Consider the following 21813-nt stretch of genomic DNA (forward strand, 5'->3'; position numbering starts at 1 on the left):
ACTGGCTGACACACTGCCATCGGGGGCAAGCCCCCTCCCACATTTTGAACTGTGTCAGGCGAAAGATCGGATTCTGGTCGCCAGTTCCGCCAACTCGCCATCATCCGCCCGCACATGGTCATGGGACGAGATATAGCCTTCATACGCCTCAAAAAACTTGTCCACCTTCGAACTCAGCGGCTTGAAGGTACTGTCGCCGCCGGTTCCATGCATGGGAAACAGCTTCGCATGCAGGTGATCCACGCCATACCCTTCCAAGATCATCCCGGTGCGCGCCACATCGGGAAACGCACGGTCGATCTGAAGCGCGGTTTTCTTCGCTGCAACGGCAAGCCCGGCCAACACCTCATCCGACTGCGCAAACGCATAGCTGCCGTAGTGCTGCTTGGGGATTACCACGCTGAAACCCGGGGTGTTGGGGAAGATCGACAGGAAGGCCATGTGCTGGTCGTCTTCCCACAGGATGTGCGCCGGGGAAGTCTTTTGGACGATGCTGCAGAAAATACACGTCATTCGAGTCTCCATCAGTGGTTCTTGGTGCCCTTCAAATAGCACAACTTCCATTACAAGATAGGCGAGCCAAACCTGCGAAACCGTGGCATCCAGTGATCCAGGCTCTGCGCCGATGCCAGCACATGATGTGCCCGCCCGATCAACAGCCGACGCGGCACAAAACCAATGTACCGGGAGTCATCGCTGTTATCGCGATTGTCCCCCAGCATGAAGTAACTGTCGGCCGGCACCACCACCGGCCCGAAATTGCGCAGTGCCCGCACCGTCGGCATGAACTGCACCGTGCGCTGACGGTTGGCCGCCCGTTCGGTCAGCTTGATTCCTGGCACCGTATGGCCGGGCAGGATGGGTTCGCTGATGTCCTGCGCGTCACTGTAGGTGGCAGGCACGCCGTTGACCCACAACACCTCATCTTTCATTTCCAGGGTGTCACCGGGAATGCCGACGATGCGCTTGATCAGGCGCATGCCGTCCTTGGGCGACGAGAACGTCACCACATCACCGCGCCGGGGGTTATCGAGCTGGGCCAGGGAAATGTCCGTGAGCGGCAGCTTGAGGTCGTAGGCCACCCGGTTCACCAACACTACATCGCCCTCCAGCAAGGTCGGGCGCATGGAGCCGGAGGGAATGGGATTCCAGTCCGCCAGGGAGGTACGGAAAACGCCGAAGCACAACCAGAAAATGATTGCGTAACGGTAACGGATCAACCAACTTCGCATACATCCTCGCACGGCAGACAGGGGCATCAGGGTTGTTTCCCAGACGCCCGGTTGTTACACGCGAGGATTAAATCAACATTAGCGTCCAAGCGCACAAAAAGGAGTTTTCGCCATGGATATCAAATGCTCAGTGTTTATCGCCGCCAGCGTCGACGGTTTCATCGCCCGCCCGGACGGTGATATCGACTGGTTGCACCGGCCGGAGTATGAAACCGCCGAGTTGAACGGTGTGACTTATGAAGGCTTTGTCGCCACGGTGGATGCGCTGGTGATGGGACGCAAGACCCTGGAGAAGGTGTTGTCCTTTGCGGAGTGGCCCTATGAGGGTATCCCGGTGATTGCGCTGTCTCGCCAGCAGTTGCAGATTCCGACACATCTGGAGGGCAAGATCGAGGTCATGGCGGGAGACGTGACCACACTGGTGGCAACGTTAGCCGAGCGCGGTATGAAGCACCTTTATATCGACGGTGGCCAGACGATCCAGGCGTTTCTTGAAGCGGGCCTGATCGAGGAGTTGATCATCACACGCATACCAGTGTTGCTGGGCAAAGGGGTTTGTTTGTTCAGCCAGATGGGCAGCGAGCAAGAACTTCGTCATCTCGGCACGTATGTATCGGACAATGGATTTGTGCAGAGCCGCTATCAAGTATCGCTGTCGTAGCAATTGCAAAGCCAGCGTGCAATGGAGGTGGGCGAATCGATATATGGTAGACACTCTGTTATCGCAACATGGTATCAGCACAACTTTCAATATCGCACGTAACTGTGGCGAGCGGGCTTGCCCCACGTTGGGTTGCGAAGCGACCCTGGAAGGAGGAATGCGGTGAATCAGGCACTCTTCGGCCGCGGGTTCTGGGGCTGCTTCACAGCCCAACGCGGGGCAAGCCCGCTCGCCACAGGGCGCTCATCACACGCCCTGCCAGCTACCACAGTCGATCGAGTAAGCCGTTAAACCGATGTGCAAAAAAACGCCCCGAACCAGTCGGGGCGTTTTTCATTCAGCGTTTACCGATCAAGCCTGATCCGCCAACCGCCACGTCGTCCCACCCTTCCCGTCTTCCAACACCACGCCCATGGCGGTGAGTTGGTCGCGGAGTCGGTCGGATTCCGCCCAGTCCTTGTTGGCACGTGCAGTCAAACGCGCCTGTATCAGCGCATCCACTTGCGCCGCATCCACACGCCCTTCGGCACCGGCTTGCAGGAAATCCTCAGGCTTCATTTGCAGAACCCCAAGCACACTGGCCAGTTCTTTCAAGCGCGCCGCCAGACCCGCCGCCGCATCAAGATCGCTCTCACGCAAACGGTTGATCTCGCGCACCATTTCGAACAGCACGGCGCAGGCTTCCGGGGTGCCGAAGTCGTCGTTCATCACTTCGGTGAAGCGGGCCACGAAGGCTTCGCCGCCGGCCGGCGCTACGGCCGGCAGACCTTTCAACGCGTGGTAGAACCGCTCCAGGGCGCCTTTGGCGTCCTTGAGGTTGTCTTCCGAGTAGTTGATGGCGCTGCGGTAGTGGCTGGATACCAGCAGGTAACGCACCACTTCCGGGTGGTACTTTTCCAGCACGTCGCGGATGGTGAAGAAGTTGTTCAAGGATTTGGACATCTTCTCGCCATTGATGCGGATCATGCCGCAGTGCATCCAGGCGTTCGCGTAGGTCTTGCCGGTGGCGGCTTCGCTCTGGGCGATTTCGTTTTCATGGTGCGGGAACTCGAGGTCGCTGCCGCCACCGTGAATGTCGAAGGTCTCGCCCAGGCAGCAGGTGGACATCACCGAGCATTCGATGTGCCAGCCCGGACGCCCGGCGCCCCATGGCGACTCCCAGCTCGGCTCGCCGGGCTTGGTGCCTTTCCACAGCACGAAGTCCAGCGGGTCCTGCTTGGCTTCGTCGACTTCGATACGTGCGCCGATGCGCAGGTCTTCGATTCTCTTGCGCGACAGCTTGCCGTAGCCCATGAACTTGGCGACGCGGTAGTACACGTCGCCATTGCCCGGCGCGTAGGCGTAACCCTTGTCGATCAGGGTCTGGATCATCGCGTGCATGCCCGGGATGTGGTCGGTGGCACGCGGTTCCATGTCCGGCTTGAGGATGTTGAGGCGCGCCTCGTCCTCGTGCATCGCGGCGATCATGCGCTCGGTCAGCGCGTCGAACGACTCGCCGTTTTCGTTGGCGCGGTTGATGATCTTGTCGTCGATGTCGGTGATGTTGCGCACATAGGTCAGGTCATAGCCGCTGAAACGCAACCAGCGGGTCACCAGGTCGAAGGCCACCATGCTGCGGCCGTGGCCGATGTGGCAGTAGTCGTACACGGTCATGCCGCACACGTACATGCGCACCTTGTTGCCGTCCAGCGGCTTGAAGACTTCTTTGGTCTTGCTGAGTGTGTTGTAGATCGTTAACACGACAATTCCCTTAAGACAGAATCACTGACCCCACGAATCACGCAAGGTCACGGTGCGGTTGAATACCGGGCGACCTGGTTTCGAGTCCTTGATATCCGCGCAGAAGTAACCTTCGCGCTCGAACTGGAAACGGTCTTCCGGCTGTGCTTCGCCCAACGAGGGTTCGGCACGACAACCCGTAAGTACTTGCAGGGAGTCAGGGTTGATGTTGTCGAGGAAACTGGCGCTGTCTTCAGCCTTTTCAGGGTTTGGCGAGCGGAACAGGCGATCGTACAGGCGCACTTCGCACTCGATGCTGGCCGCCGCCGGCACCCAGTGGATCACGCCCTTGACCTTGCGGCCTTCGGGGTTCTTGCCCAGGGTGTCCGGGTCATACGAGCAACGCAGTTCGACGATGTTGCCATCGGCGTCCTTGATTGCTTCGTCGGCACGGATCACGTAGCTGCCGCGCAGGCGCACTTCGCCGTTTGGCTCCAGGCGCTTGTAGCCTTTTGGCGGCTCTTCCATGAAGTCATCGCGGTCGATGTAGATTTCACGGGCAAACGGCAGCTTGCGCACGCCGAGTTCTTCTTTTTGCGGATGACGCGGCAGTTCAAGGTGGTCGACCTTGTCTTCCGGGTAGTTGGTGATCACGACCTTCAACGGGCGCAGCACGCACATGGCACGTGGGGCGTTGGCGTCGAGGTCCTGGCGGATGCTGAATTCGAGCATGCCGTAGTCGACCACGCCGTCGGAACGGTTGGTGCCGACCATCTCGCAGAAGTTGCGGATCGACGCCGGCGTGTACCCGCGACGGCGGAAGCCCGACAGCGTCGACATGCGTGGGTCGTCCCAGCCGTGTACGTGCTTTTCATCGACCAGTTGCTTGAGCTTGCGCTTGCTGGTGATGGTGTAGTTCAGGTTCAGGCGGCTGAACTCGTACTGACGCGGGTGCGCCGGTACCGGCAGGCTGTCGAGGAACCATTCGTACAGCGGACGATGGCTTTCGAACTCCAGGGTGCAGATGGAGTGGGTGATGCCTTCGATGGCGTCCGACTGGCCGTGGGTGAAGTCGTAGTTCGGGTAGATGCACCACTTGTCGCCCGTCTGGTGGTGATGGGCGTGGCGGATGCGGTACATGATCGGGTCGCGCAGGTTCATGTTCGGCGAGGCCATGTCGATCTTGGCGCGCAATACGCGGGCGCCGTCCGGGAACTCACCGGCGCGCATGCGGGCGAACCAGTCGAGGTTCTCCTCTACCGAACGGTCGCGGAACGGGCTGTTCTTGCCCGGCTCGGTCAGGGTGCCACGGTATTCCTTGGCCTGCTCCGGGGTCAGGTCGTCGACGTAGGCCTTGCCGGCCTTGATCAGCTCGACGGCCCAATCGTGCAGTTGGTCGAAGTACTGCGAGGCATAGCGCACTTCACCGGACCATTCGAAACCCAGCCACTTCACGTCGCTTTCAATGGCGTCGATGTATTCCTGGTCTTCCTTGGCCGGGTTGGTGTCGTCGAAACGCAGGTGCGTGACGCCGCCGAATTCCTGGGCCAGGCCGAAGTTCACACAGATCGACTTGGCGTGACCGATGTGCAGGTAGCCGTTGGGCTCTGGCGGGAAGCGGGTGACGATCTGCGTGTGCTTGCCCGAATCCAGGTCCGCCTGGATGATCGGGCGCAGGAAATTGACCGGGACGGCAGGTCCGGCCTTGGAATTCGAGGTAGGGTCGACAGTGGGCTTGCTCATAGGATCCTTGAACAGACAAGTACGTGGCCGGGCTAGGCCGACAAAACAAAGGGCTTATCATAGCTGATGCTGTCAAGCCGCTGACAGGGTTGCGGTGCATTTAACGCACCAGTGGTAAAAAACCACCTCGAAATTCCTGCAGGTCACGCTAAACTGCGCGCCTTGGCCGCAGTTTCGCCATACCGGTCGTGGTGCCCCGGGCACCCAAACCCACGAATTCCCTGAAAAGAGTAGCCAACATGACTCAAGTCAAACTGACCACCAACCACGGTGACATCGTCATCGAGCTCAACGCCGAGAAAGCGCCGATCACCGTCGCCAACTTCATCGAGTACGTGAACGCCGGCCACTACGAAAACACCGTTTTCCACCGTGTCATCGGCAACTTCATGATCCAGGGCGGCGGTTTCGAGCCTGGCATGAAAGAAAAGAAAGACAAGCGCCCAAGCATCCAGAACGAAGCGGACAACGGCCTTTCCAACGACAAGTACACCGTCGCCATGGCCCGTACCATGGAGCCGCATTCGGCCTCCGCGCAGTTCTTCATCAACGTGGCCGACAACGCCTTCCTGAACCACAGCGGCAAGAACGTGCAGGGCTGGGGCTACGCGGTATTCGGTAAAGTCACCGAAGGCCAGGACGTCGTCGACAAGATCAAAGGCGTGCAGACCACCGGTAAAGCCGGTCACCAGGACGTTCCGGTAGAAGACGTGATCGTCGAGAAAGCCGAGATCGTTGGGTGATATTGCTGATTTCAGATTTGCATCTGATCGATACGCGCCCGGACATCACCCGGGCGTTTCTGGATCTGCTCCACGGCCGCGCCCGTGGCGCCCAGGCGTTGTACATTCTGGGGGACTTCTTCGAAGCCTGGATTGGCGACGATGGGATGACACCGTTTCAGCGCTCCATTTGCGCAGCCCTGCGCGAACTGAGCGACAGCGGCACTCCGATTTTCATCATGCACGGCAATCGCGATTTCCTGATCGGCAAGGCGTTCTGCAAAGCCGCAGGCGCCACCTTGCTCAAGGACCCGAGTGTCGTGCAGCTCCATGGCGAGCCCGTGCTGTTGATGCACGGCGACAGCCTCTGCACCCGCGACGTCGGCTATATGAAGCTGCGGCGCATCCTGCGTAACCCTATCGCGCTGTTTATCCTGCGCAACCTGCCCCTGGGCACGCGGCACAAGCTGGCGCGCAAGCTGCGCAGTGAAAGCCGGGCGCAGACGCGCATGAAGGCCAACGACATTGTCGATGTAACGCCCGAGGAAGTCCCACGGGTGATGCAGCAGTTCGGCGTGCGCACCCTGGTCCACGGCCACACCCACCGCCCCGCCATTCACAAGTTGCAGATTGGCGACCAGGCCGCCAAGCGCATTGTGCTGGGGGATTGGGACAAGCAGGGGTGGGCGCTGCAGGTGGATGAGCAAGGGTTTCAGTTGGCGGCGTTTGACTTCGTCAATCCGCAATTGGCGTTGCCCGGCGCCTGAGCCACCAACACCCCAGATCCCCCGTGAAAAGAGATCAAAATGTGGGAGGGGGCTTGCCCCCGATGGCTGTGGATCTGTCAGCATATTTTTGACTGAGCCACCGCCATCGGGGGCAAGCCCCCTCCCACAGTTGATTGCATTCCAGCCCTTGCGGATCAGTGGCCGGAAGCCTCCGGCCCGGCCTTGGCGCCAAACGGCGGCTTGGCCAGCCACACCAGCAGCATCAACCCCATGAACATCCACCCCAGCAACGTGAAGTAATCCACGGTGGACATCATGTATGCCTGGCTGGTGAGGATCTGGTCCAGCTGCGTATAGGCCTTCTGCCCTGCCCCACCGAGCGCCTGCAAGGCATCGCGGGTCGCCGAGTCGTAGGTGGTCATGTTCTCGCTCATGTAGGCATGGTGCTGGTCCGCCCGGCGAATCCAGATCCAGGTGGTCAGCGACGCCGCGAAGCTGCCGCCCAGGGTGCGCAGGAACGTGGCCAGGCCCGCGCCGTCGGCAATCTGGTGCGGCGGCAGGTCGGACATCAATATGCTCAAGGTCGGCATGAAGAACAGCGCCACGCCAATCCCCATGAACAGCTGCACCAGGGCGATGTGCTGGAAGTCCACCTCATTGGTGAAACCTGCGCGCATGAAGCAGCTCAAGCCAATCGCCAGGAAGGCCAGGCCCGCCAGCAGGCGCAGGTCGAACTTGTGCGCGTACTTGCCCACGAACGGCGACATCAGCACCGGCAAAATACCGATCGGCGCCACCGCCAGCCCGGCCCAGGTCGCGGTGTAGCCCATCTGAGTCTGCAACCATTGCGGCAGGATCAGGTTGATGCCGAAGAAGCCTGCGTACCCCAGGATCAACACGATGGTGCCGATGCGGAAGTTGCGGTAGGCAAACAGCTTCAGGTTGACCACCGGGTGTTTGTCGGTGAGTTCCCAGATGATGAACACCGCCAGGGCAATCACCGAAATCGCCGCGCCCACGATAATGAAGTTGGATTCGAACCAGTCCAGGTCATTGCCCTTGTCGAGAATGATCTGCAAGGCGCCCACGCCGACGATCAAGCTCAGCAACCCGACGTAGTCCATCGGCTGATAACTGGTCTGCACCGGACGTTTCTTCAACTGCGAACGCACCACCATCACCGCAAAGATACCGATGGGCACGTTGATGAAGAAGATCCACGGCCAGCTGTAGCTGTCGGTGATCCAGCCGCCGAGGATCGGCCCGGCAATCGGCGCCACCACCGTGACCATCGCCAGCAACGCCAGGGCCATGCCTCGCCTCGCCGGCGGGTAGACGGCGATCAGCAGCGTCTGGGTCATCGGGTACAACGGCCCGGCCACCAGGCCTTGTATGACGCGAAAAGCGATCAGCTCGGGCATCGACGTGGAAATACCACACAGGAACGACGCCAGCACGAACAGCATCGTCGCCCACAAGAACAGCTTGACCTCGCCAAACCGCCGGCTCAGCCAGCCGGTGAGCGGCAAGGCAATCGCGTTGCTCACCGCAAACGAGGTGATGACCCAGGTGCCCTGCTCCGAACTCACGCCCAGGTTGCCGGAAATGGTCGGCAACGCCACGTTGGCGATGGTGGTGTCGAGCACCTGCATGAAGGTCGCCAGCGACAGGCCAATGGTGGCCATCAACAGGCTGGGTGGCGTGAAGGAGGCGTTATTGCTCATCAGCGTTGCACAGCCTTGGGCGCGGCGAGGCTGTTGTCATGGATCAACTGGGTGATCATGGCGTCGGCCTCGGCGAGTTGGCGGTCATACACGTTGGTGCTGAACGAGGCCTTCTGCGGCGCCTGTTGCGCCAGTACCGGGCCGCTCTGGTCATGCAGGTCGACCTTGACCAGGGTGCTCAAGCCCACGCGCAGCGGGTGCTTGGCCAGTTCTTCGGCATTGATGTGGATACGCACCGGCACCCGTTGCACGATCTTGATCCAGTTACCCGTGGCGTTCTGCGCCGGCAGCAGGGCAAACGCGCTGCCGGTACCGGCGCCGAGGCTGTCGATGGTGCCGCTGAATTTCACGTCGCTGCCGTAGATGTCCGATTCGATGTCCACCGGCTGGCCGATGCGCATGTCACGCAGTTGGGTTTCCTTGAAGTTGGCGTCGATCCACAGCTGGTTCAGCGGGATCACCGCCATCAATGCGGTGCCCGGTTGTACGCGCTGGCCCAGTTGTACGGTGCGCTTGGCCACATAGCCGGTGACCGGTGCGATCAAGGTGCTGCGCGCATTGGCCAGGTAGGCCTGGCGCAGTTGCGCGGCGGCGGCCTGCACATCCGGGTGAGAACTGATCACCGTGTCGTCCACCAACGCATTGGTGGTTTTCAGTTGTTGCTCAAGGTTGGTCAGGGCGTTTTTGGCCGCAGTGAGGCTGTCACGGGCATGGGACAGCTCCTCCTGGGAAATCGCCCCGCCCTGGGCCAGGGTTTTACGACGATTGAAGTTGTCCTGGGCGGTCTGCACGTCGGCTTTCTGCGCATTGACCTGGGCCTTCATGCCGTCGACGTTGCTGTACAGGCCGCGCACCTGGCGCACGGTGCGGGCCAGGTTGGCCTGGGCACTTTGCAGGCCGACGGCGGCGTCGTTCGGGTCGAAGTTGATCAGCACCTGGCCCTCGTGGACCAGGTCGCCATCGTCGGCGCCGATACTGACCACGGTGCCGGTGACCAGCGGGGTGATTTCCACCACGTTGCCATTCACGTAGGCGTCGTCGGTGCTTTCGCTGAAGCGGCCGTACAGCTCATACCAGCCCCATACGCCGACCACGGCGAGGATGACGATCAGCGCCAGGCCGATCAGCATCACCTTGCGTTTGCGGGGGTTGTTGTCTTTGGGTTGTTCGGTTGCATTGGTGTTTTCGGCAGTGGCCATGACAAATACCTCAAATTATTCCGTGCGTGTGGCGGGGGTGGTCGCTGCCACGTTGTCGGCGCTGTAGCCGCCGCCCAGGGCCTGCATCAGTTGAATCGACAGATCGATCTGCGCGGCATTCAGGGTTGCCAGCTGACGCTGGGCCTGCAGCAGTTGCTGCTCGATGCTGAGCACATCCAGGTAGTTACCGATCCCGGAGCTGTAGCGCTGCACCCCGGTGTCGTAGGACTGCTGGGCAATGTCCGCGGCATGTTGCTGGGCCTGGATCTGCCGGCCGGTGTCGCGCAGTTGCGAAAGGGTGTTGCCGATATCGCCCAGGGCTTGCACCAGGGTTTTGTTGTACTGCGCCACCGCCAGGTCGTAGTCGGCGTCGCGGGCATCGAGGTCGGCACGCAGGCGGCCGCCGTCGAAGATCGGCAGCGAGATCGTCGGCGTAATGTTGAAGAAGCGGCTGGCCGACCCGAACATCGCATCCCCCAGCAACGACTCGGCCCCGGCGCTCGCGCTCAGGTTGAGGTTAGGGTAGAAGCGCGTCTTGCTGGCATCGATGTTCCGGCCCGCCGATTCGACCCGCCAGCGCGCGGCGATCAGGTCCGGGCGGCGGCCCAACAGCTCGGCCGGCAGCACCGAGGGCACGGCGACAGCGCTGGGTTTCAGCACATTGGGCCGGGCCAGTTCATTGCCACGGTCCGGGCCTTTGCCGAGCAACACCGCCAGGGCGATCTTGGCGCTTTGCAGCTGTTTTTCCGCGTCGATCAGTTGCGACTGGGCGCTGGCTTCCAGGCTTTCGGTCTGCTGGTACTGGTACTGGCTGTCGATGCCCGAATTCAGCCGGCGCTTGCCCAGGTCGAGCATCTGCCGGGTGCGCTTGAGGTCGTCGTTGGCCAGGTCGCGCACGATATGGGCCTGGCCCAGGTCGCTGTAGGCCTTGGCCACGTTGGCGGCCAGGGTCAGGCGCGCGGCCTGCTGGTCGACCTGGGCAGCACGCGCCTCACCCAACGCGGCTTCCCAGGCAGCCCGCTGGCCGCCCCAGAGGTCGAAGGTGTAGTTGAAGCTGGCGCCGATGTTGCGCACGGTCGAATAAGCATCGCCTTCACCGCGCGGGTCCTGGTCTTTTGCCAGGCGCGAGCGGCTGACACCGGCGCTGGCGTCGAGGGTCGGCATGCGCTCGGCGTTGGCGGCATAGGCAGCAGCCTCGGCCTGGTGGGCCCGGGCGCTGGCGACTTGCATGTCGGGGCTGTTTTGCAGGGCTTCCTGGATCAGACCGTCGAGTTGCGGGTCGCCGAGGCTTTTCCACCAGTCAGCGGTCGGCCAGGCAGCGCTCGACAAGGTCACACCGCTCAAGGTTTTACCGGTTTGCAATGTGCTGGCGTCGAGGCGTTTGCCTTGGGTGTCGAGGCCGCTGTAGTTGGCGCAACCGGCCATGGTCATGGCCACCAGCACCAGGCTGAGTGCACGTGTGTTCATTCTTTACCTACCCGCTGGATGACGATGGCGTCACCGGCAGCTACCAGAATTTTCTTGAGGATCCGCTCCAGGGTCTGCAACTCGCCGGGCTCCAGTGCGCCGGCCAATTCGTTCATCGACTGGGCACCGATGTGCGGCAGCATGTCCGCCAGGCGCTGGCCGTCTTCGGTCAGCACCAGCCGCACCTGGCGCCGGTCCTGCTCGGAACGCTGGCGTGCCAGTAGGCCTTTCTGCTCCAGGCGGTCGAGCATGCGGGTCATGGAACCGCTGTCCAGGGACAGGTTGCGGCACAGCTCCGCCGGGGTATCCACGTCGAACTGAGCGATGATGATCAACACCTTGAACTGCGCGGCGGTCACGCCGTACGGCTCCATATGGGTGTCGATAATGCGATCCTTGAGCAGCGCCGCCCGGCCCAGGAGCAGGCCGAGGTGGCAGTTGCGAAAGCTGTCAGGGGTGAAGTGGGGCATCGGAAGTCACCTTATTACTGCCTAGGCAGTGAATGTATGACAAGATGTTACTGCTTAGGCAGCGAATGTCAAATGGAATTATTAGCTTGCTTGGTAATGTAGCAGGGGGCTTGCCCCGACAGCGGGGGGTTAGCCAACTTGAAGCCGACTGAAACACCGCTATCGGGGGCAAGCCCCCTCCCACATTTTTGTCCCTGTGTGGCTTAGAAATCGCGCTTGTAGAAGATGTCCAATGAGCTGGCCACGCCGCTCGCCACTTCCAGGTACACCTTCTTGCTCAACAGGTAGCGCAAGGCAATGGTGCTGGCCGGTTCGAACACGCCTACCCCATACCGCAGGCTGAGTTTCTCGGTGATCTTGCCGCTGGCCACCACGGCGGTGTTATTGCCGCTGCCCTGGGTGTCGAGTTCAAAGTCCTGGATGCCCAGGTTCTTCGCCAGGTCCGAGGTGACCCCGGCACTGCCCATCAAACCCAGGCCCAGCGCAGCCTGGGCCAGCATGTTGTTGTCTTCACCGCTGGTGCTCAGCGGACGCCCCAGCACCAGGTAGGACAGCGCCTGTTCCTGGCTCATGGCCGGTTCGGAGAAGATTTGCGTGGTGGGCTGTTCCGCGCTGCCACTGAGGCGGATACCGGCGACCACATCGCCCGTCTTGCGAATCGCTTCGATATCCAGGAACGGCTGGTCCAGCGGCCCGGCAAACAACAGCCGCGCACGCCGCACATCGAGCTTCTGGCCATAGGCGCGGTAGCGGCCATCGTTGAGCCATAGCTCGCCCCGGGTGTCGAGGTTGTCGCCGATGTGCACCTGGCCCTGGACCTTGGCGGTGAGGCCGAAGCCCGAGAAGTTGAGCTTGTCTTCGCCCACCACCACGTTGATATCCATCGCCATGGCCATCGGTGGTTTGCCCTCCTCGGTCTGGCTGCCGATGATCACCGTGTCATCGGAAACCTTGACCGTCGACGGCGGCAGCTCGCGCACAGTGATGTCGCCACGTGGGATGTGCACGTTGCCGGCGATGGCCAGCTTGTCGTTCTTCAGGCTGATTTTCAGGTCGGGCGCCACTTCCAGCACGGCGTAAGGTTCGACCGTGACCGGCAACTGCGAGCCTTGCAAACTGAGGTCCACCACCAGCGCCTTGCCCCAGTCGATCTGACCCTTGAGGCTGCCCTGCCCGGCCTTGCCACTGTGCCAGGCGCCGTTGAGCTGCACGCTTTCGCCGGCAATCAGCGCCTGCACATTCAGGCCTTCCAGGCTGATGGGCAGCTCCGGCCCGGAGATCTCGCCGCCCACCAGGTTGACGTTGCCGTTGACCTGGGGCGCCAGCAAACCACCGGAAATACGGCCATTACCATTGAGCTTGCCGCTAAGGGTTTCCACCATCGGCACAAACGGCCGCGCCACGGAAAGGTCAAGGCCGGCCAAGTTGAAATTGCCGGTGATCGGTTTGTTTTTCGGCAACGGGTTGAGTTGCGCCTGCACCATCAATTCACCCAACTTGCCGCCACGGAAGTTGAGCTGCGTGTCGATGCGCTTGGGGTTGAGGGTGGTTTCGAGCTTCAAGGTGTCGTACGGGAAATCCAGCCACTGGTCCTTGTCCTTGACGCGCAGGGTGCCGCCACTGGCGTCCACCGAGACCACGCCTTTGGGGCCGCTGTCCGGGAGGTCCAGTTGCAGGTCGGCATTGAGCTTGCCCTGCCAGGCAAAATCCTTGGGCAGGAACGCCGCCAGGCTGTCGATGGGGAATTGCTTGAGGTGGTAGCGCAGCTTCGGCTCGGGCATCAGGCGCTGGTCTTCGCCGCACAGGCTGGCGGGGCCGGACACCCAGCAGTGCGCGGCAAAGGTGAGCTTGCCATCGGCCATGCGCTCGATCTTGGCCGGCGCCTGCAGTTTCCAGTCCTGGCCACCGGCCTGTACATCACCACTGGCCAGGCGCCCGCGCCAATTGCCTTTGTCGAGATTGCCGTCCAATGCCAGGGCCAGCTTGACCAACGGGCCGGCCAGGTCCAGTTGGACTTTCTGGTGCTTGATATCGCCCTGGGCGCTGGCCGTCAGGGTGCCGACCTGGGTGTCGCCGGCCTGGATACCGCTACCCTTGAGGTCGATTTTGGCGCGCTGGGCGTTATCCAGGTTGGCATCGAGGGTAAGGCTTTGCAGGCGGTTCTCGGCAAACGCCAGTTGCTGGCCCTTGAGGGCGAGTTTGCCCTGAGGCGCGTTGAGGCTGCCGGCCACGTCGAGCCGGCCATTGACCTGCCCGCGCAACTGCGGCCACAACTGGGCCAGGCGCGCCAGCTTGATATCGATCTGCCCGGCCAGGCGTTGTTGCAGGCTGCCGCTGCCGTTGATGCGGTTGTCGCCCAGGCGAATGTCCAGGTTGGCCAGGGTCCACTGCTCGCCCGCGCCTTCGGCCTTGGCCGCCAGCACCGCGGTTTGCCCGCGCAGGCGGCCCTTGAGGTCGAGGTCGGCATTGAGCTTGAGTTGCTCGTTCTTGAACTCGCCCTTGCTGCGCAGCGGCCCGGCCAGGGTGCCGGGCAGTTCCGCGACCCAGTACGCCGGGTTCAGCGCCGACAGGTCGAGGGCAGTGTCCCAGGCAATGCCATCGGCAAATTGCAGGTTCAGGTGACCCTCGGCCTTGCCCTGGCCGGCTGTGAGTTTCAGCTCGGGCAGGAAGATTTGCGTGAGGTCGCCACTGAACGGCGTGACCACATTGAACTTGCCCGCCGGGCCATCAAGGTCGGCCTTGAGATTGCCCAGGTAGTTGCCGTCTTTATAGGAAATCTCGCCATTGAACGTACGCAGGGTGACTTGCGGCTCGTCGATCACCGGATAGAGGCGATGCCAGGGGAAGTTCAGCCAGTCGACCTTGGCATCGGCGCTGAAGCCTTGTTGCCAGTCCAGATTGGCGCTGAGCTTGAGGCTTTGCTTGTCACCGGCATTCAGGTCCAGGCCGGCGATCTGCGCCCCCTTGGCGTCGACCTTGCCTTGCAGCAGCAAGTCCACCGGGCCTTTTTCCGCCGGCAGCACGGCTTTGCCCTGCAGTTGGTAGCCACCGCTCAAATCACCTTGGGCGGTGAGGTCGAGTTGATTGAGTTGCAGGGTGTCGGGCAGCTCGGCGCTAGGCTTGAAGCCGTCGGCGGTGATGTGTAATTGCGCTGGGAGGTGTTCCACCAGGGGTTGAAGTTCTCCCGTGAGCTTGGCCGGCAAATAGCCCAAGCTGTCGGCGTCAAGCCTGAGGGTCTTGAGCAGGTCGCCCTCAACCTTGAGCGCCACCGTCCAGGGTGCATCATCTGGCGCATAGGGCAGGCTAAGGTTACCGCTGGCGCTCAACGGCCAGTCACCGGTGGGTTGCAGCAAGCCGGAAAGGTCCAGCACCAGGCCATCGCGTTGCAAATGCACCGAATCAATCTGCATGCCCGCGGCGGTCCAATGCGCCGCCAGTTGCAGGCCCTTGAGCTCTTCGCTGCCGTTGAACAGCAGGCTGCCGACGCGAACGTCGCCCAACTGGATGGCCACGGGTAGCTTCAAGTCAGGCAGTGCGATGGGGCCGCTGCTTTCTTCGGTGCTCGGTGGAAATTGCAGGCTGACCTGTTCCACGTCCAAGCGGTCGATGCACAAGGTCAGGCGCAACAGGCAGGCCGGCGACCAATCCAGCTGGGGCGCCTGGAGTTCGATACGGCTGCTGTCCTGCTGCCACAGCAAATGGTCGGCGCTCCATTGGCCGCCCAGATGCCCCTGGAAATTGTCGACACTCAAACCCGGCACGCGGGCCAAGGCCCAGCGGCTGCCCGCCTGGGTGCCCAGCAGCGCCCACACTGCCAGCAACAACACGGCAAGGCTCGCCACCACGGCCAACCCCGCTATTTTCACACCACGCATCACAGCTCAGGCCCCATGGAAAAGTGCAATCGAATGCCGCCCGGGTCTTCCAGGGCATGGGCCAGGTCCAGGCGGATCGGGCCGACCGGCGACACCCAGCGGATACCGACGCCAACGCCGGTTTTAAGGCTGGGCATTTCCAGGGTGTTGAACGAGTTGCCCTGGTCGACGAAGGTCGCGATCCGCCATTTCTCGGCGATGGAATATTGATACTCGGCGCTCAGGGCCACCATGTAGCGGCCACCGATGCGATCGCCCCGGTCGTTCTCCGGCGACAGTGTCTGGTACTCATAGCCCCGTACGCTCTGGTCGCCACCGGCAAAGAAACGCAGCGATGGCGGCACCGATTTGTAGCCGTTGGTGGCACTGCCGCCCACCTGCGCACGGGCCAGGAAGCGATGGTTGTCCCACAGCGTGGTCAGGCCTTTGACCATGGCGGTGCCGTAAAGCAGGTTGGTATCGGAGCCCAGCCCTTCCTTGGCGACTTTGGTGTCGAATTGCAGACGGTAGCCGTTGTGCGGGTCGATGCGGTTGTCGCTGCGCAGATAGGAATAGCTGACGCCCGGCATCACCAGGTTGCTCAGGCCGGAGTCATTGCCCAGGCGATATTCTTCACGCTGATACTTGAGCGAAATCACCCGGGTCCAGCCGCTGGGCAACTTGCTGTGCCACTCGGGGCCCACGGTGAGCAATTTACTCAGGGTGTCGGTATTGGCGATTTCTTCGTTCTGATAGCCGCCGGCAAAGCGCAGTTTATCGGTGAGCGGTGGGTCCAGCGGTATGTCGTACCACAGGCCGACGTTCTGCCGCGGCGCCGACAGCTCGGCTTCCCAACCATAGCTGTGGCCCTGGGGGTTGACCCAGTGGCGGGTCCAGTTGGCTTTGCCACGCGGGCCGACGTCAGTGGAAAACCCCAGGCCCAGCCCCATGGTGCGCGGCTTGCGGGTCTCCAGGCGCACGGCCACCGGGATGATGTCATTGGTCGACGCGGCAGGGGCGGCGTCCACGCGCACGCCTTCAAAAAAGCCACTGGCTTGCAGGTTCTGGTTGAGTTCGGCGATCAGTTCGGAATCGTAGGGCGTGCCGCTTTTGAACGGCACCATGCGTTGCAGCAGCTCTTCGTCAAACGGCGTGTCGCCGGCGAAGCTGACTTTGCCCAATGTGTAGCGCGGGCCGCTGTCGTAGATGAGTTCGATATCGGCGACACCGGCCTTCGGATCTACCGCAAGTTTCTGGCTTGTGAAGCGCCCGCTGAAAAAGCCGTAGCGCGAAGCCTGGTTCTGGATCAAGCGCTTGGCGTCTTCGTAATGGCCGTGGTTGAGCACAGCGCCGGCCTTGAGGTCGTTGCTGACGGGCACGCGAAAGGTCTTGAGGTCTGCGGCGGGGCCGTCGACCCGAATGGTCACGTTGCGCAAATGCACCGGTTCGCCGGGGTCGATGGTGAGGATCAGGCGCGGGTTCTTGCCGCCCTTCACTTCACTGTCGATCTGTGGCTGATAGAAGCCAAGGGCCTGGGCGGCTTTGCGCGCCTGCTCCTCGGCGCCACGGCTGAACCGCAGCAGGGCCTCTTCATCACGATCGCCCACCCCGCCGATATAGCCTTCGATGTTGGCTTTCAACGCGTCGTTCGAAGGCTTGATCCGCACGTCCAGTTCGCTTTGCGCCAACGCGCCGCAGCTTGTGAACAGCAGAATCAAGCCGCTGGTAAATCTTCCTGGAAACTTCATAGGCGCGGATGCTACACGAGCAAGGGAGACTCTTTGAACTCGGATTTATCTGAATAATTCTGTATTAAGCCGTTGCAGCATGTAACGACTGCGGATTGGGATGGAAAAACACATGTTCCAGGATCGGGCCTACCGCTACTTCACCGATTTCCTCGTAGCCCTGACGCTTATAGAACTCCAGGTAACGTGAATTCCCAGTGTCCAGCACCACACCGGATGAATGCGGGTCTTCGGCACACCAATTGTGCACGGCTTCCAGCAACTGCTCGCCGTAATGCTTACCCTGGAACTGCGGGTGAATGCCCAGCAACGGCAGTACATGTACCGACTCACTGGGCAGGCACGCCAGCACCGCGTGATGGTAGTCGAGGTAACGCCGTGTACCGCGCACGCCGGTGCTCAGCCACATGCGCAGTTGCCAGGCCCAGCTTTCGGTGATGCCCAGGCGCCGCTGCGGTGGCGCGATCAGGGCGATGCCGATCAGCCGGTCGTTGACGAACAGGCCGATGGCCGGCAGTTTCTGAAAGAAGTGCTGCTTGACCAACTCGCGCACGGTGGCGCGCACCCGTTGTTCATAACCGGGGCGCTCGGCTTCGAAGATGTAGGCGAAGGTCGGCTCATGCCGATAGGCCTGGTACAACAGGGACCGGGCCTCGCGGGAGTAACCGCTGTTGAGCAGGCGAATTTCAGCAATTGCAGTTGTAGTGTCCGGCATACCGTCAATCTCCCTGGGCGCGGCTCAAAAGGCAGCGTTCTTATGGGTACGAACCTACACAGCACGAGTCGTTCCCAGACATTAGCAGTGCATGTGCCCTACCGCCACGCTGGCCCCCGTCCGACTTGTCCGCTAGCATCGCCCTTTTGCCAGACTGGACTGCCGACCATGAAAATCGTCTCCTTCAATATCAACGGGCTGCGCGCCCGCCCTCATCAGTTGGCGGCGCTGATTGAAAAGCACCAGCCCGACGTGATCGGTTTGCAGGAAACCAAAGTCCACGATGATCAATTCCCGCTGGCCGAAGTGCAGGCCCTTGGCTATCACGTGTACTACCACGGGCAAAAAGGCCACTACGGGGTGGCGCTGCTCTCGCGCAAGGAAGCCCTGAGCGTGCACAAAGGCTTTGCCAGTGACGAAGAGGACGCCCAGCGTCGCTTTATCTGGGGCACCTTCGCCGACGCGAACGGCCACCCGGTCACCATCATGAACGGCTACTTCCCCCAGGGCGAAAGCCGCGACCACCCGACCAAGTTCCCGGCCAAGCAGCGCTTCTATGAAGACCTGCAGCAACTGCTGGAAAGCCAGTTCAGCAACGACCAGGCGCTGGTGGTGATGGGCGACGTAAACATTTCCCCGGAAGACTGCGACATCGGCATTGGTGCCGACAACGCCAAGCGTTGGCTCAAGACCGGCAAATGCAGCTTCCTGCCGGAAGAGCGCGAATGGATGGCTCGCCTGAAAAACTGGGGCCTGGTGGACAGCTTCCGCCACCTCAACCCGGACGTGGCCGACCGCTTCAGCTGGTTCGACTACCGCAGCCGGGGCTTTGAAGACGAGCCCAAGCGTGGGCTGCGCATTGACGTGATCCTGGCCTCCAATGGCCTGCTTTCGCGGGTCAAGGATGCCGGGGTGGATTACGAGCTGCGTGGGCTGGAGAAGCCTTCGGACCATGCGCCGATCTGGCTGGAACTGAGCTGATCGCAAAAAGTGGGAGTGGGCTGCCACTCCCATATTCAGCCTTGCGGCGCACCCGTCACATTTATGCAACCTGCCTGTCTTATTCTCGCGGCACTCCCTTTGGCTTGAGAAGGTGCCGGCATGAGGCTGCGCGTTCTGTTACTGCTGACCGTTTTTCCCCTCTTCGCCGTATCCGCTCCCCTGCCCCTTCCTGATCAAGGCCCGGCACTGCGTATCCAGGGCTCCAATACCATTGGCGCGGCGTTGGGTCCGGCACTGGCCAAGGGGCTGATGGAGCATCAGGGCTTGCAGGCGGTGCACAGCGAACCGGGCGAAGGCGTCAATGAACAGCGTGTGATCGGCAAGACGCGCCAAGGCAAGACCGTGACCATCGAGGTCGCGGCCCACGGATCGAGCACCGGGTTCACGGCGCTGAAAAAAACCAGCGCCGATCTCGCCGCCTCGTCTCGCCCGATCAAGGACAGTGAACTGGTCGACCTTGAACCCCTGGGCGACCTGAAAAGCCCTGAAGCCGAACAAGTGATTGCCATCGACGGCCTGGCGATCATCCTCCACCCGCAGAACCCGTTGAACACACTGAATACCGAGCAACTGGCACAGATTTTCAATGGTGAGGTCAGTACCTGGGAGGCGCTGGGTGGAGTGGGCGGCCCCATTCATGTGTACGCACGGGATGATCAATCCGGCACCTACGACACGTTCAAGGAACTGGTATTGCGTCTGCGTGGCAAGCCGCTTGCCTCGGGTGCCAAGCGTTTCGAGTCCAGCGAGCAGCTGTCCGACGCGGTCAGCCACGACCCGCAGGGTATCGGCTTTATCGGCCTGCCCTACGTACGCCAGGCCAAGGCCGTGGCGATTGTGGATGGTGATTCACAGCCCATGCTGGCGCTCAACAGCCTGATTGCTACCGAGGATTACCCGCTGTCACGCCGGTTGTTTTTCTACCTGCCGCCGTCCGGGCATAACCCGTGGGCCAAGGCGCTGGTGGACTTTACCCAGAGCGCCAAGGGCCAGGCGATTGTGGCCGCAAACGGGTTTATTGCGCAGCAGGTGCAGGCGATCGCCGTGCAACCGCGCCCGTCGATGCCCGATGATTATCAGGGTATCGCCCGCGACGCCCAGCGCCTGACGGTGAATTTTCGCTTTGAAGAAGGCAGCGCCAGCCTGGACAACAAGGCGCGCCAGGATCTGCAAAGGGTGGTGGCGTATCTGAAGAGCCACGACAAGCTGGATAAGCAGGTGACGCTGGTGGGCTTTGGCGATGCCAAGGATGACCCGCAGCGCGCCGCGTTACTGTCAAAGTTGCGGGCGATGGCGGTGCGTCGGGAGTTGGTGAAGAACGCCGTGGTGCTGCGCGATATCCGTGGGCTGGGTGCGCAGATGCCGGTGGCGGCGAATACGGCGGATGAAGGCCGGATCAAGAATCGGCGGGTGGAGGTTTGGGTTTACTGAGGGCTGATGGAGCTTCATTGCCTGATCCGGCCTCATCGGGGGCAAGCCCCCTCCCACACTTGGATGTGTTCACAGATCAAAATGTGGGAGGGGGCTTGCCCCCGATGCAGGCGACGCGGTGTTACTGCCCGCTGCGCATCAGCTATTTAGGCACGTACTTGCCAATCTCGAACTTGCCGATGGCCGCCCGGTGCACTTCATCCGGGCCATCGGCCAGGCGCAAGGTACGTTGCATGGCGTACATGTAGGCCAGCGGGAAGTCGTTGGAAACGCCGGCGCCGCCGTGAATCTGGATTGCGCGGTCGATCACCTTCAAGGCCACGTTCGGCGCCACCACCTTGATCTGGGCGATTTCACTCTTTGCCACTTTGTTGCCCACGGTGTCCATCATGTACGCCGCCTTCAGGGTCAGCAGGCGCGCCATGTCGATCTCCATGCGTGAGTCGGCAATCTTGTCGATATTGCCACCCAACCGGGCCAGCGGCTTGCCGAACGCGGTCCGGCTGACGGAGCGTTTGCACATCAACTCCAACGCACGCTCAGCCATGCCGATGGAGCGCATGCAGTGGTGGATACGGCCTGGACCGAGGCGGCCCTGGGCGATTTCGAAACCCCGGCCTTCGCCGAGCAGGACATTTTCATAGGGCACACGGACGTTGTCGAAGAGTACCTCGGCGTGACCATGGGGCGCGTCGTCGTAGCCGAACACCGGCAGCGGGCGCACGATTTTCACACCCGGGGTGTCCACTGGCACCAGGATCATCGAGTGCTGCTGGTGGCGTGGCGCATCCGGGTTGCTCAGGCCCATGAAGATCAGGATCTTGCAGCGCGGATCGCAGGCCCCGGAGGTCCACCATTTCTTGCCGTTGATCACCCATTCGTCGCCCTGGCGCTCGGCGCGGGCGGCCATGTTGGTGGCGTCCGAGGAAGCTACGTCCGGCTCGGTCATGGCGAAGGCTGAGCGGATCTCACCGCGCAGCAAGGGCTCCAACCAACGTTGCTTCTGTTCTTCGTTGGCGTAGCGCACCAGCACTTCCATATTGCCGGTGTCGGGGGCGGAACAGTTGAACGGCTCCGGGCCCAGCAGGGAGCGCCCCATGATTTCGGCCAGTGGCGCGTATTCGAGGTTGGTGAGGCCGGCGCCCAGTTCGGATTCGGGCAGGAACAGGTTCCACAGGCCTTCGGCCTTCGCCTTGGCTTTCAACCCCTCCATGATTGCGGTGGGCTGCCAGCGGTCGCCTTCGCTGACCTGGCGTTCGAACACCGGCTCGGCCGGGTAAACGTAAGCGTCCATGAACGCAGTGACGCGTTCACGCAGTTCCTGAACCTTGGGCGAATAGGCGAAATCCATGAGCAGCTCCCTTCTCTGAGAGGTTGTTTAGGTCATGCAATCGATGC

Annotated in this window: 17 protein-coding genes; 5 read left to right on the plus strand and 12 right to left on the minus strand. The window is 61.7% G+C overall.

The window, feature by feature from the left end; all coding sequences use genetic code 11:
• Positions 1-54 precede the first annotated feature (54 nt).
• Positions 55-513 carry an HIT family protein gene (locus tag AC3WP7_RS14740; RefSeq protein ID WP_092244909.1) on the minus strand — a complete coding sequence of 153 codons (459 nt, stop codon included), beginning with the start codon at positions 511-513 and terminating at the stop codon, positions 55-57.
• Positions 514-563: 50 nt separating this feature from the next.
• A complete protein-coding gene (gene lepB, locus AC3WP7_RS14745) occupies positions 564-1232 on the minus strand; it encodes a signal peptidase I (RefSeq protein WP_102591757.1) in 669 nt (222 codons plus the stop codon).
• A 112-nt stretch (positions 1233-1344) separates the two neighbouring features.
• On the opposite strand from lepB, the gene AC3WP7_RS14750 reads away from it, so the two are divergent.
• Entirely contained in the window at positions 1345-1893 is a 549-nt protein-coding gene (locus AC3WP7_RS14750; RefSeq protein WP_092244903.1) for a dihydrofolate reductase family protein, read from the plus strand.
• Positions 1894-2244: 351 nt separating this feature from the next.
• Here AC3WP7_RS14750 and cysS read toward each other — a convergent pair whose 3' ends face one another.
• Entirely contained in the window at positions 2245-3633 is a 1389-nt protein-coding gene (gene cysS, locus AC3WP7_RS14755; RefSeq protein WP_092244900.1) for a cysteine--tRNA ligase, read from the minus strand.
• Positions 3634-3654: 21 nt separating this feature from the next.
• Positions 3655-5355, minus strand: a complete 1701-nt coding sequence (locus AC3WP7_RS14760) for a glutamine--tRNA ligase/YqeY domain fusion protein (RefSeq protein ID WP_092244897.1) — start codon at positions 5353-5355, stop codon at positions 3655-3657.
• A gap of 239 nt (positions 5356-5594) precedes the next feature.
• Here AC3WP7_RS14760 and AC3WP7_RS14765 point away from each other — a divergent pair, with 239 nt between their 5' ends.
• Both AC3WP7_RS14765 and lpxH read left to right on the plus strand, forming a co-directional pair.
• Complete coding sequence (locus tag AC3WP7_RS14765; RefSeq protein ID WP_010209496.1) at positions 5595-6098, plus strand: peptidylprolyl isomerase; 504 nt, start codon at positions 5595-5597, stop codon at positions 6096-6098.
• Positions 6095-6844, plus strand: a complete 750-nt coding sequence (gene lpxH / locus AC3WP7_RS14770) for a UDP-2,3-diacylglucosamine diphosphatase (RefSeq protein ID WP_093123992.1) — start codon at positions 6095-6097, stop codon at positions 6842-6844. The genes AC3WP7_RS14765 and lpxH overlap by 4 nt, the downstream gene beginning before the upstream one ends.
• 155 nt (positions 6845-6999) lie before the next feature.
• On the opposite strand, the gene AC3WP7_RS14775 is transcribed toward lpxH, so the two are convergent.
• From AC3WP7_RS14775 to AC3WP7_RS14805, 7 genes are all read right to left on the minus strand, one after another.
• Complete coding sequence (locus AC3WP7_RS14775) at positions 7000-8529, minus strand: DHA2 family efflux MFS transporter permease subunit (protein ID WP_058423856.1); 1530 nt, start codon at positions 8527-8529, stop codon at positions 7000-7002.
• Positions 8529-9728, minus strand: a complete 1200-nt coding sequence (locus tag AC3WP7_RS14780) for an HlyD family secretion protein (RefSeq protein ID WP_071493452.1) — start codon at positions 9726-9728, stop codon at positions 8529-8531. Before AC3WP7_RS14780 ends, AC3WP7_RS14775 begins: the two co-directional genes overlap by 1 nt.
• Positions 9729-9743: 15 nt before the next feature.
• Positions 9744-11195 (minus strand): efflux transporter outer membrane subunit, encoded by a 1452-nt coding sequence (locus tag AC3WP7_RS14785; protein WP_102591756.1) that lies wholly within the window; start codon positions 11193-11195, stop codon positions 9744-9746.
• The gene (locus AC3WP7_RS14790; RefSeq protein WP_092244885.1) at positions 11192-11665 is read right to left on the minus strand and encodes a MarR family winged helix-turn-helix transcriptional regulator; all 474 of its coding nucleotides are present in this window, start codon (positions 11663-11665) and stop codon (positions 11192-11194) included. The genes AC3WP7_RS14785 and AC3WP7_RS14790 overlap by 4 nt, the downstream gene beginning before the upstream one ends.
• Positions 11666-11868: 203 nt before the next feature.
• A complete protein-coding gene (locus tag AC3WP7_RS14795; protein ID WP_102591755.1) occupies positions 11869-15540 on the minus strand; it encodes a translocation/assembly module TamB domain-containing protein in 3672 nt (1223 codons plus the stop codon).
• Entirely contained in the window at positions 15540-17267 is a 1728-nt protein-coding gene (locus tag AC3WP7_RS14800) for an autotransporter assembly complex protein TamA (RefSeq protein ID WP_092244878.1), read from the minus strand. The genes AC3WP7_RS14795 and AC3WP7_RS14800 overlap by 1 nt, the downstream gene beginning before the upstream one ends.
• A 64-nt stretch (positions 17268-17331) precedes the next feature.
• The gene (locus AC3WP7_RS14805) at positions 17332-17982 is read right to left on the minus strand and encodes a GNAT family N-acetyltransferase (protein ID WP_071491988.1); all 651 of its coding nucleotides are present in this window, start codon (positions 17980-17982) and stop codon (positions 17332-17334) included.
• A gap of 168 nt (positions 17983-18150) precedes the next feature.
• Here AC3WP7_RS14805 and xthA point away from each other — a divergent pair, with 168 nt between their 5' ends.
• Both xthA and AC3WP7_RS14815 read left to right on the plus strand, forming a co-directional pair.
• Positions 18151-18963, plus strand: a complete 813-nt coding sequence (gene xthA, locus AC3WP7_RS14810) for an exodeoxyribonuclease III (RefSeq protein ID WP_093124042.1) — start codon at positions 18151-18153, stop codon at positions 18961-18963.
• 120 nt (positions 18964-19083) lie between these two features.
• The gene (locus AC3WP7_RS14815; RefSeq protein WP_102591754.1) at positions 19084-20415 is read left to right on the plus strand and encodes a substrate-binding domain-containing protein; all 1332 of its coding nucleotides are present in this window, start codon (positions 19084-19086) and stop codon (positions 20413-20415) included.
• A gap of 142 nt (positions 20416-20557) precedes the next feature.
• Here the strand turns inward: AC3WP7_RS14815 and AC3WP7_RS14820 are convergent, their stop codons facing one another.
• Positions 20558-21766, minus strand: coding sequence for an acyl-CoA dehydrogenase (locus AC3WP7_RS14820; RefSeq protein ID WP_102591753.1), 1209 nt, complete (start codon positions 21764-21766; stop codon positions 20558-20560).
• Positions 21767-21813: the final 47 nt, after the last annotated feature.

Source organism: Pseudomonas sp. FW305-3-2-15-C-LB1 (assembly GCF_058787615.1).

Excerpts from the sequence above, each read along its gene's own strand:
- AC3WP7_RS14815 (WP_102591754.1), top strand. The coding sequence starts at position 19,084 with ATGAGGCTGCGCGTTCTGTTACTGCTGACCGTTTTTCCCCTCTTCGCC.
- AC3WP7_RS14765 (WP_010209496.1), top strand. The coding sequence starts at position 5,595 with ATGACTCAAGTCAAACTGACCACCAACCACGGTGACATCGTCATCGAG.
- AC3WP7_RS14785 (WP_102591756.1), bottom strand. The coding sequence starts at position 11,195 with ATGAACACACGTGCACTCAGCCTGGTGCTGGTGGCCATGACCATGGCC.
- AC3WP7_RS14820 (WP_102591753.1), bottom strand. The coding sequence starts at position 21,766 with ATGGATTTCGCCTATTCGCCCAAGGTTCAGGAACTGCGTGAACGCGTC.
- AC3WP7_RS14805 (WP_071491988.1), bottom strand. The coding sequence starts at position 17,982 with ATGCCGGACACTACAACTGCAATTGCTGAAATTCGCCTGCTCAACAGC.
- AC3WP7_RS14790 (WP_092244885.1), bottom strand. The coding sequence starts at position 11,665 with ATGCCCCACTTCACCCCTGACAGCTTTCGCAACTGCCACCTCGGCCTG.
- AC3WP7_RS14780 (WP_071493452.1), bottom strand. The coding sequence starts at position 9,728 with ATGGCCACTGCCGAAAACACCAATGCAACCGAACAACCCAAAGACAAC.
- xthA (WP_093124042.1), top strand. The coding sequence starts at position 18,151 with ATGAAAATCGTCTCCTTCAATATCAACGGGCTGCGCGCCCGCCCTCAT.
- AC3WP7_RS14740 (WP_092244909.1), bottom strand. The coding sequence starts at position 513 with ATGACGTGTATTTTCTGCAGCATCGTCCAAAAGACTTCCCCGGCGCAC.
- AC3WP7_RS14795 (WP_102591755.1), bottom strand. The coding sequence starts at position 15,540 with ATGCGTGGTGTGAAAATAGCGGGGTTGGCCGTGGTGGCGAGCCTTGCC.
- AC3WP7_RS14800 (WP_092244878.1), bottom strand. The coding sequence starts at position 17,267 with ATGAAGTTTCCAGGAAGATTTACCAGCGGCTTGATTCTGCTGTTCACA.
- lepB (WP_102591757.1), bottom strand. The coding sequence starts at position 1,232 with ATGCGAAGTTGGTTGATCCGTTACCGTTACGCAATCATTTTCTGGTTG.
- AC3WP7_RS14760 (WP_092244897.1), bottom strand. The coding sequence starts at position 5,355 with ATGAGCAAGCCCACTGTCGACCCTACCTCGAATTCCAAGGCCGGACCT.
- AC3WP7_RS14750 (WP_092244903.1), top strand. The coding sequence starts at position 1,345 with ATGGATATCAAATGCTCAGTGTTTATCGCCGCCAGCGTCGACGGTTTC.
- AC3WP7_RS14775 (WP_058423856.1), bottom strand. The coding sequence starts at position 8,529 with ATGAGCAATAACGCCTCCTTCACGCCACCCAGCCTGTTGATGGCCACC.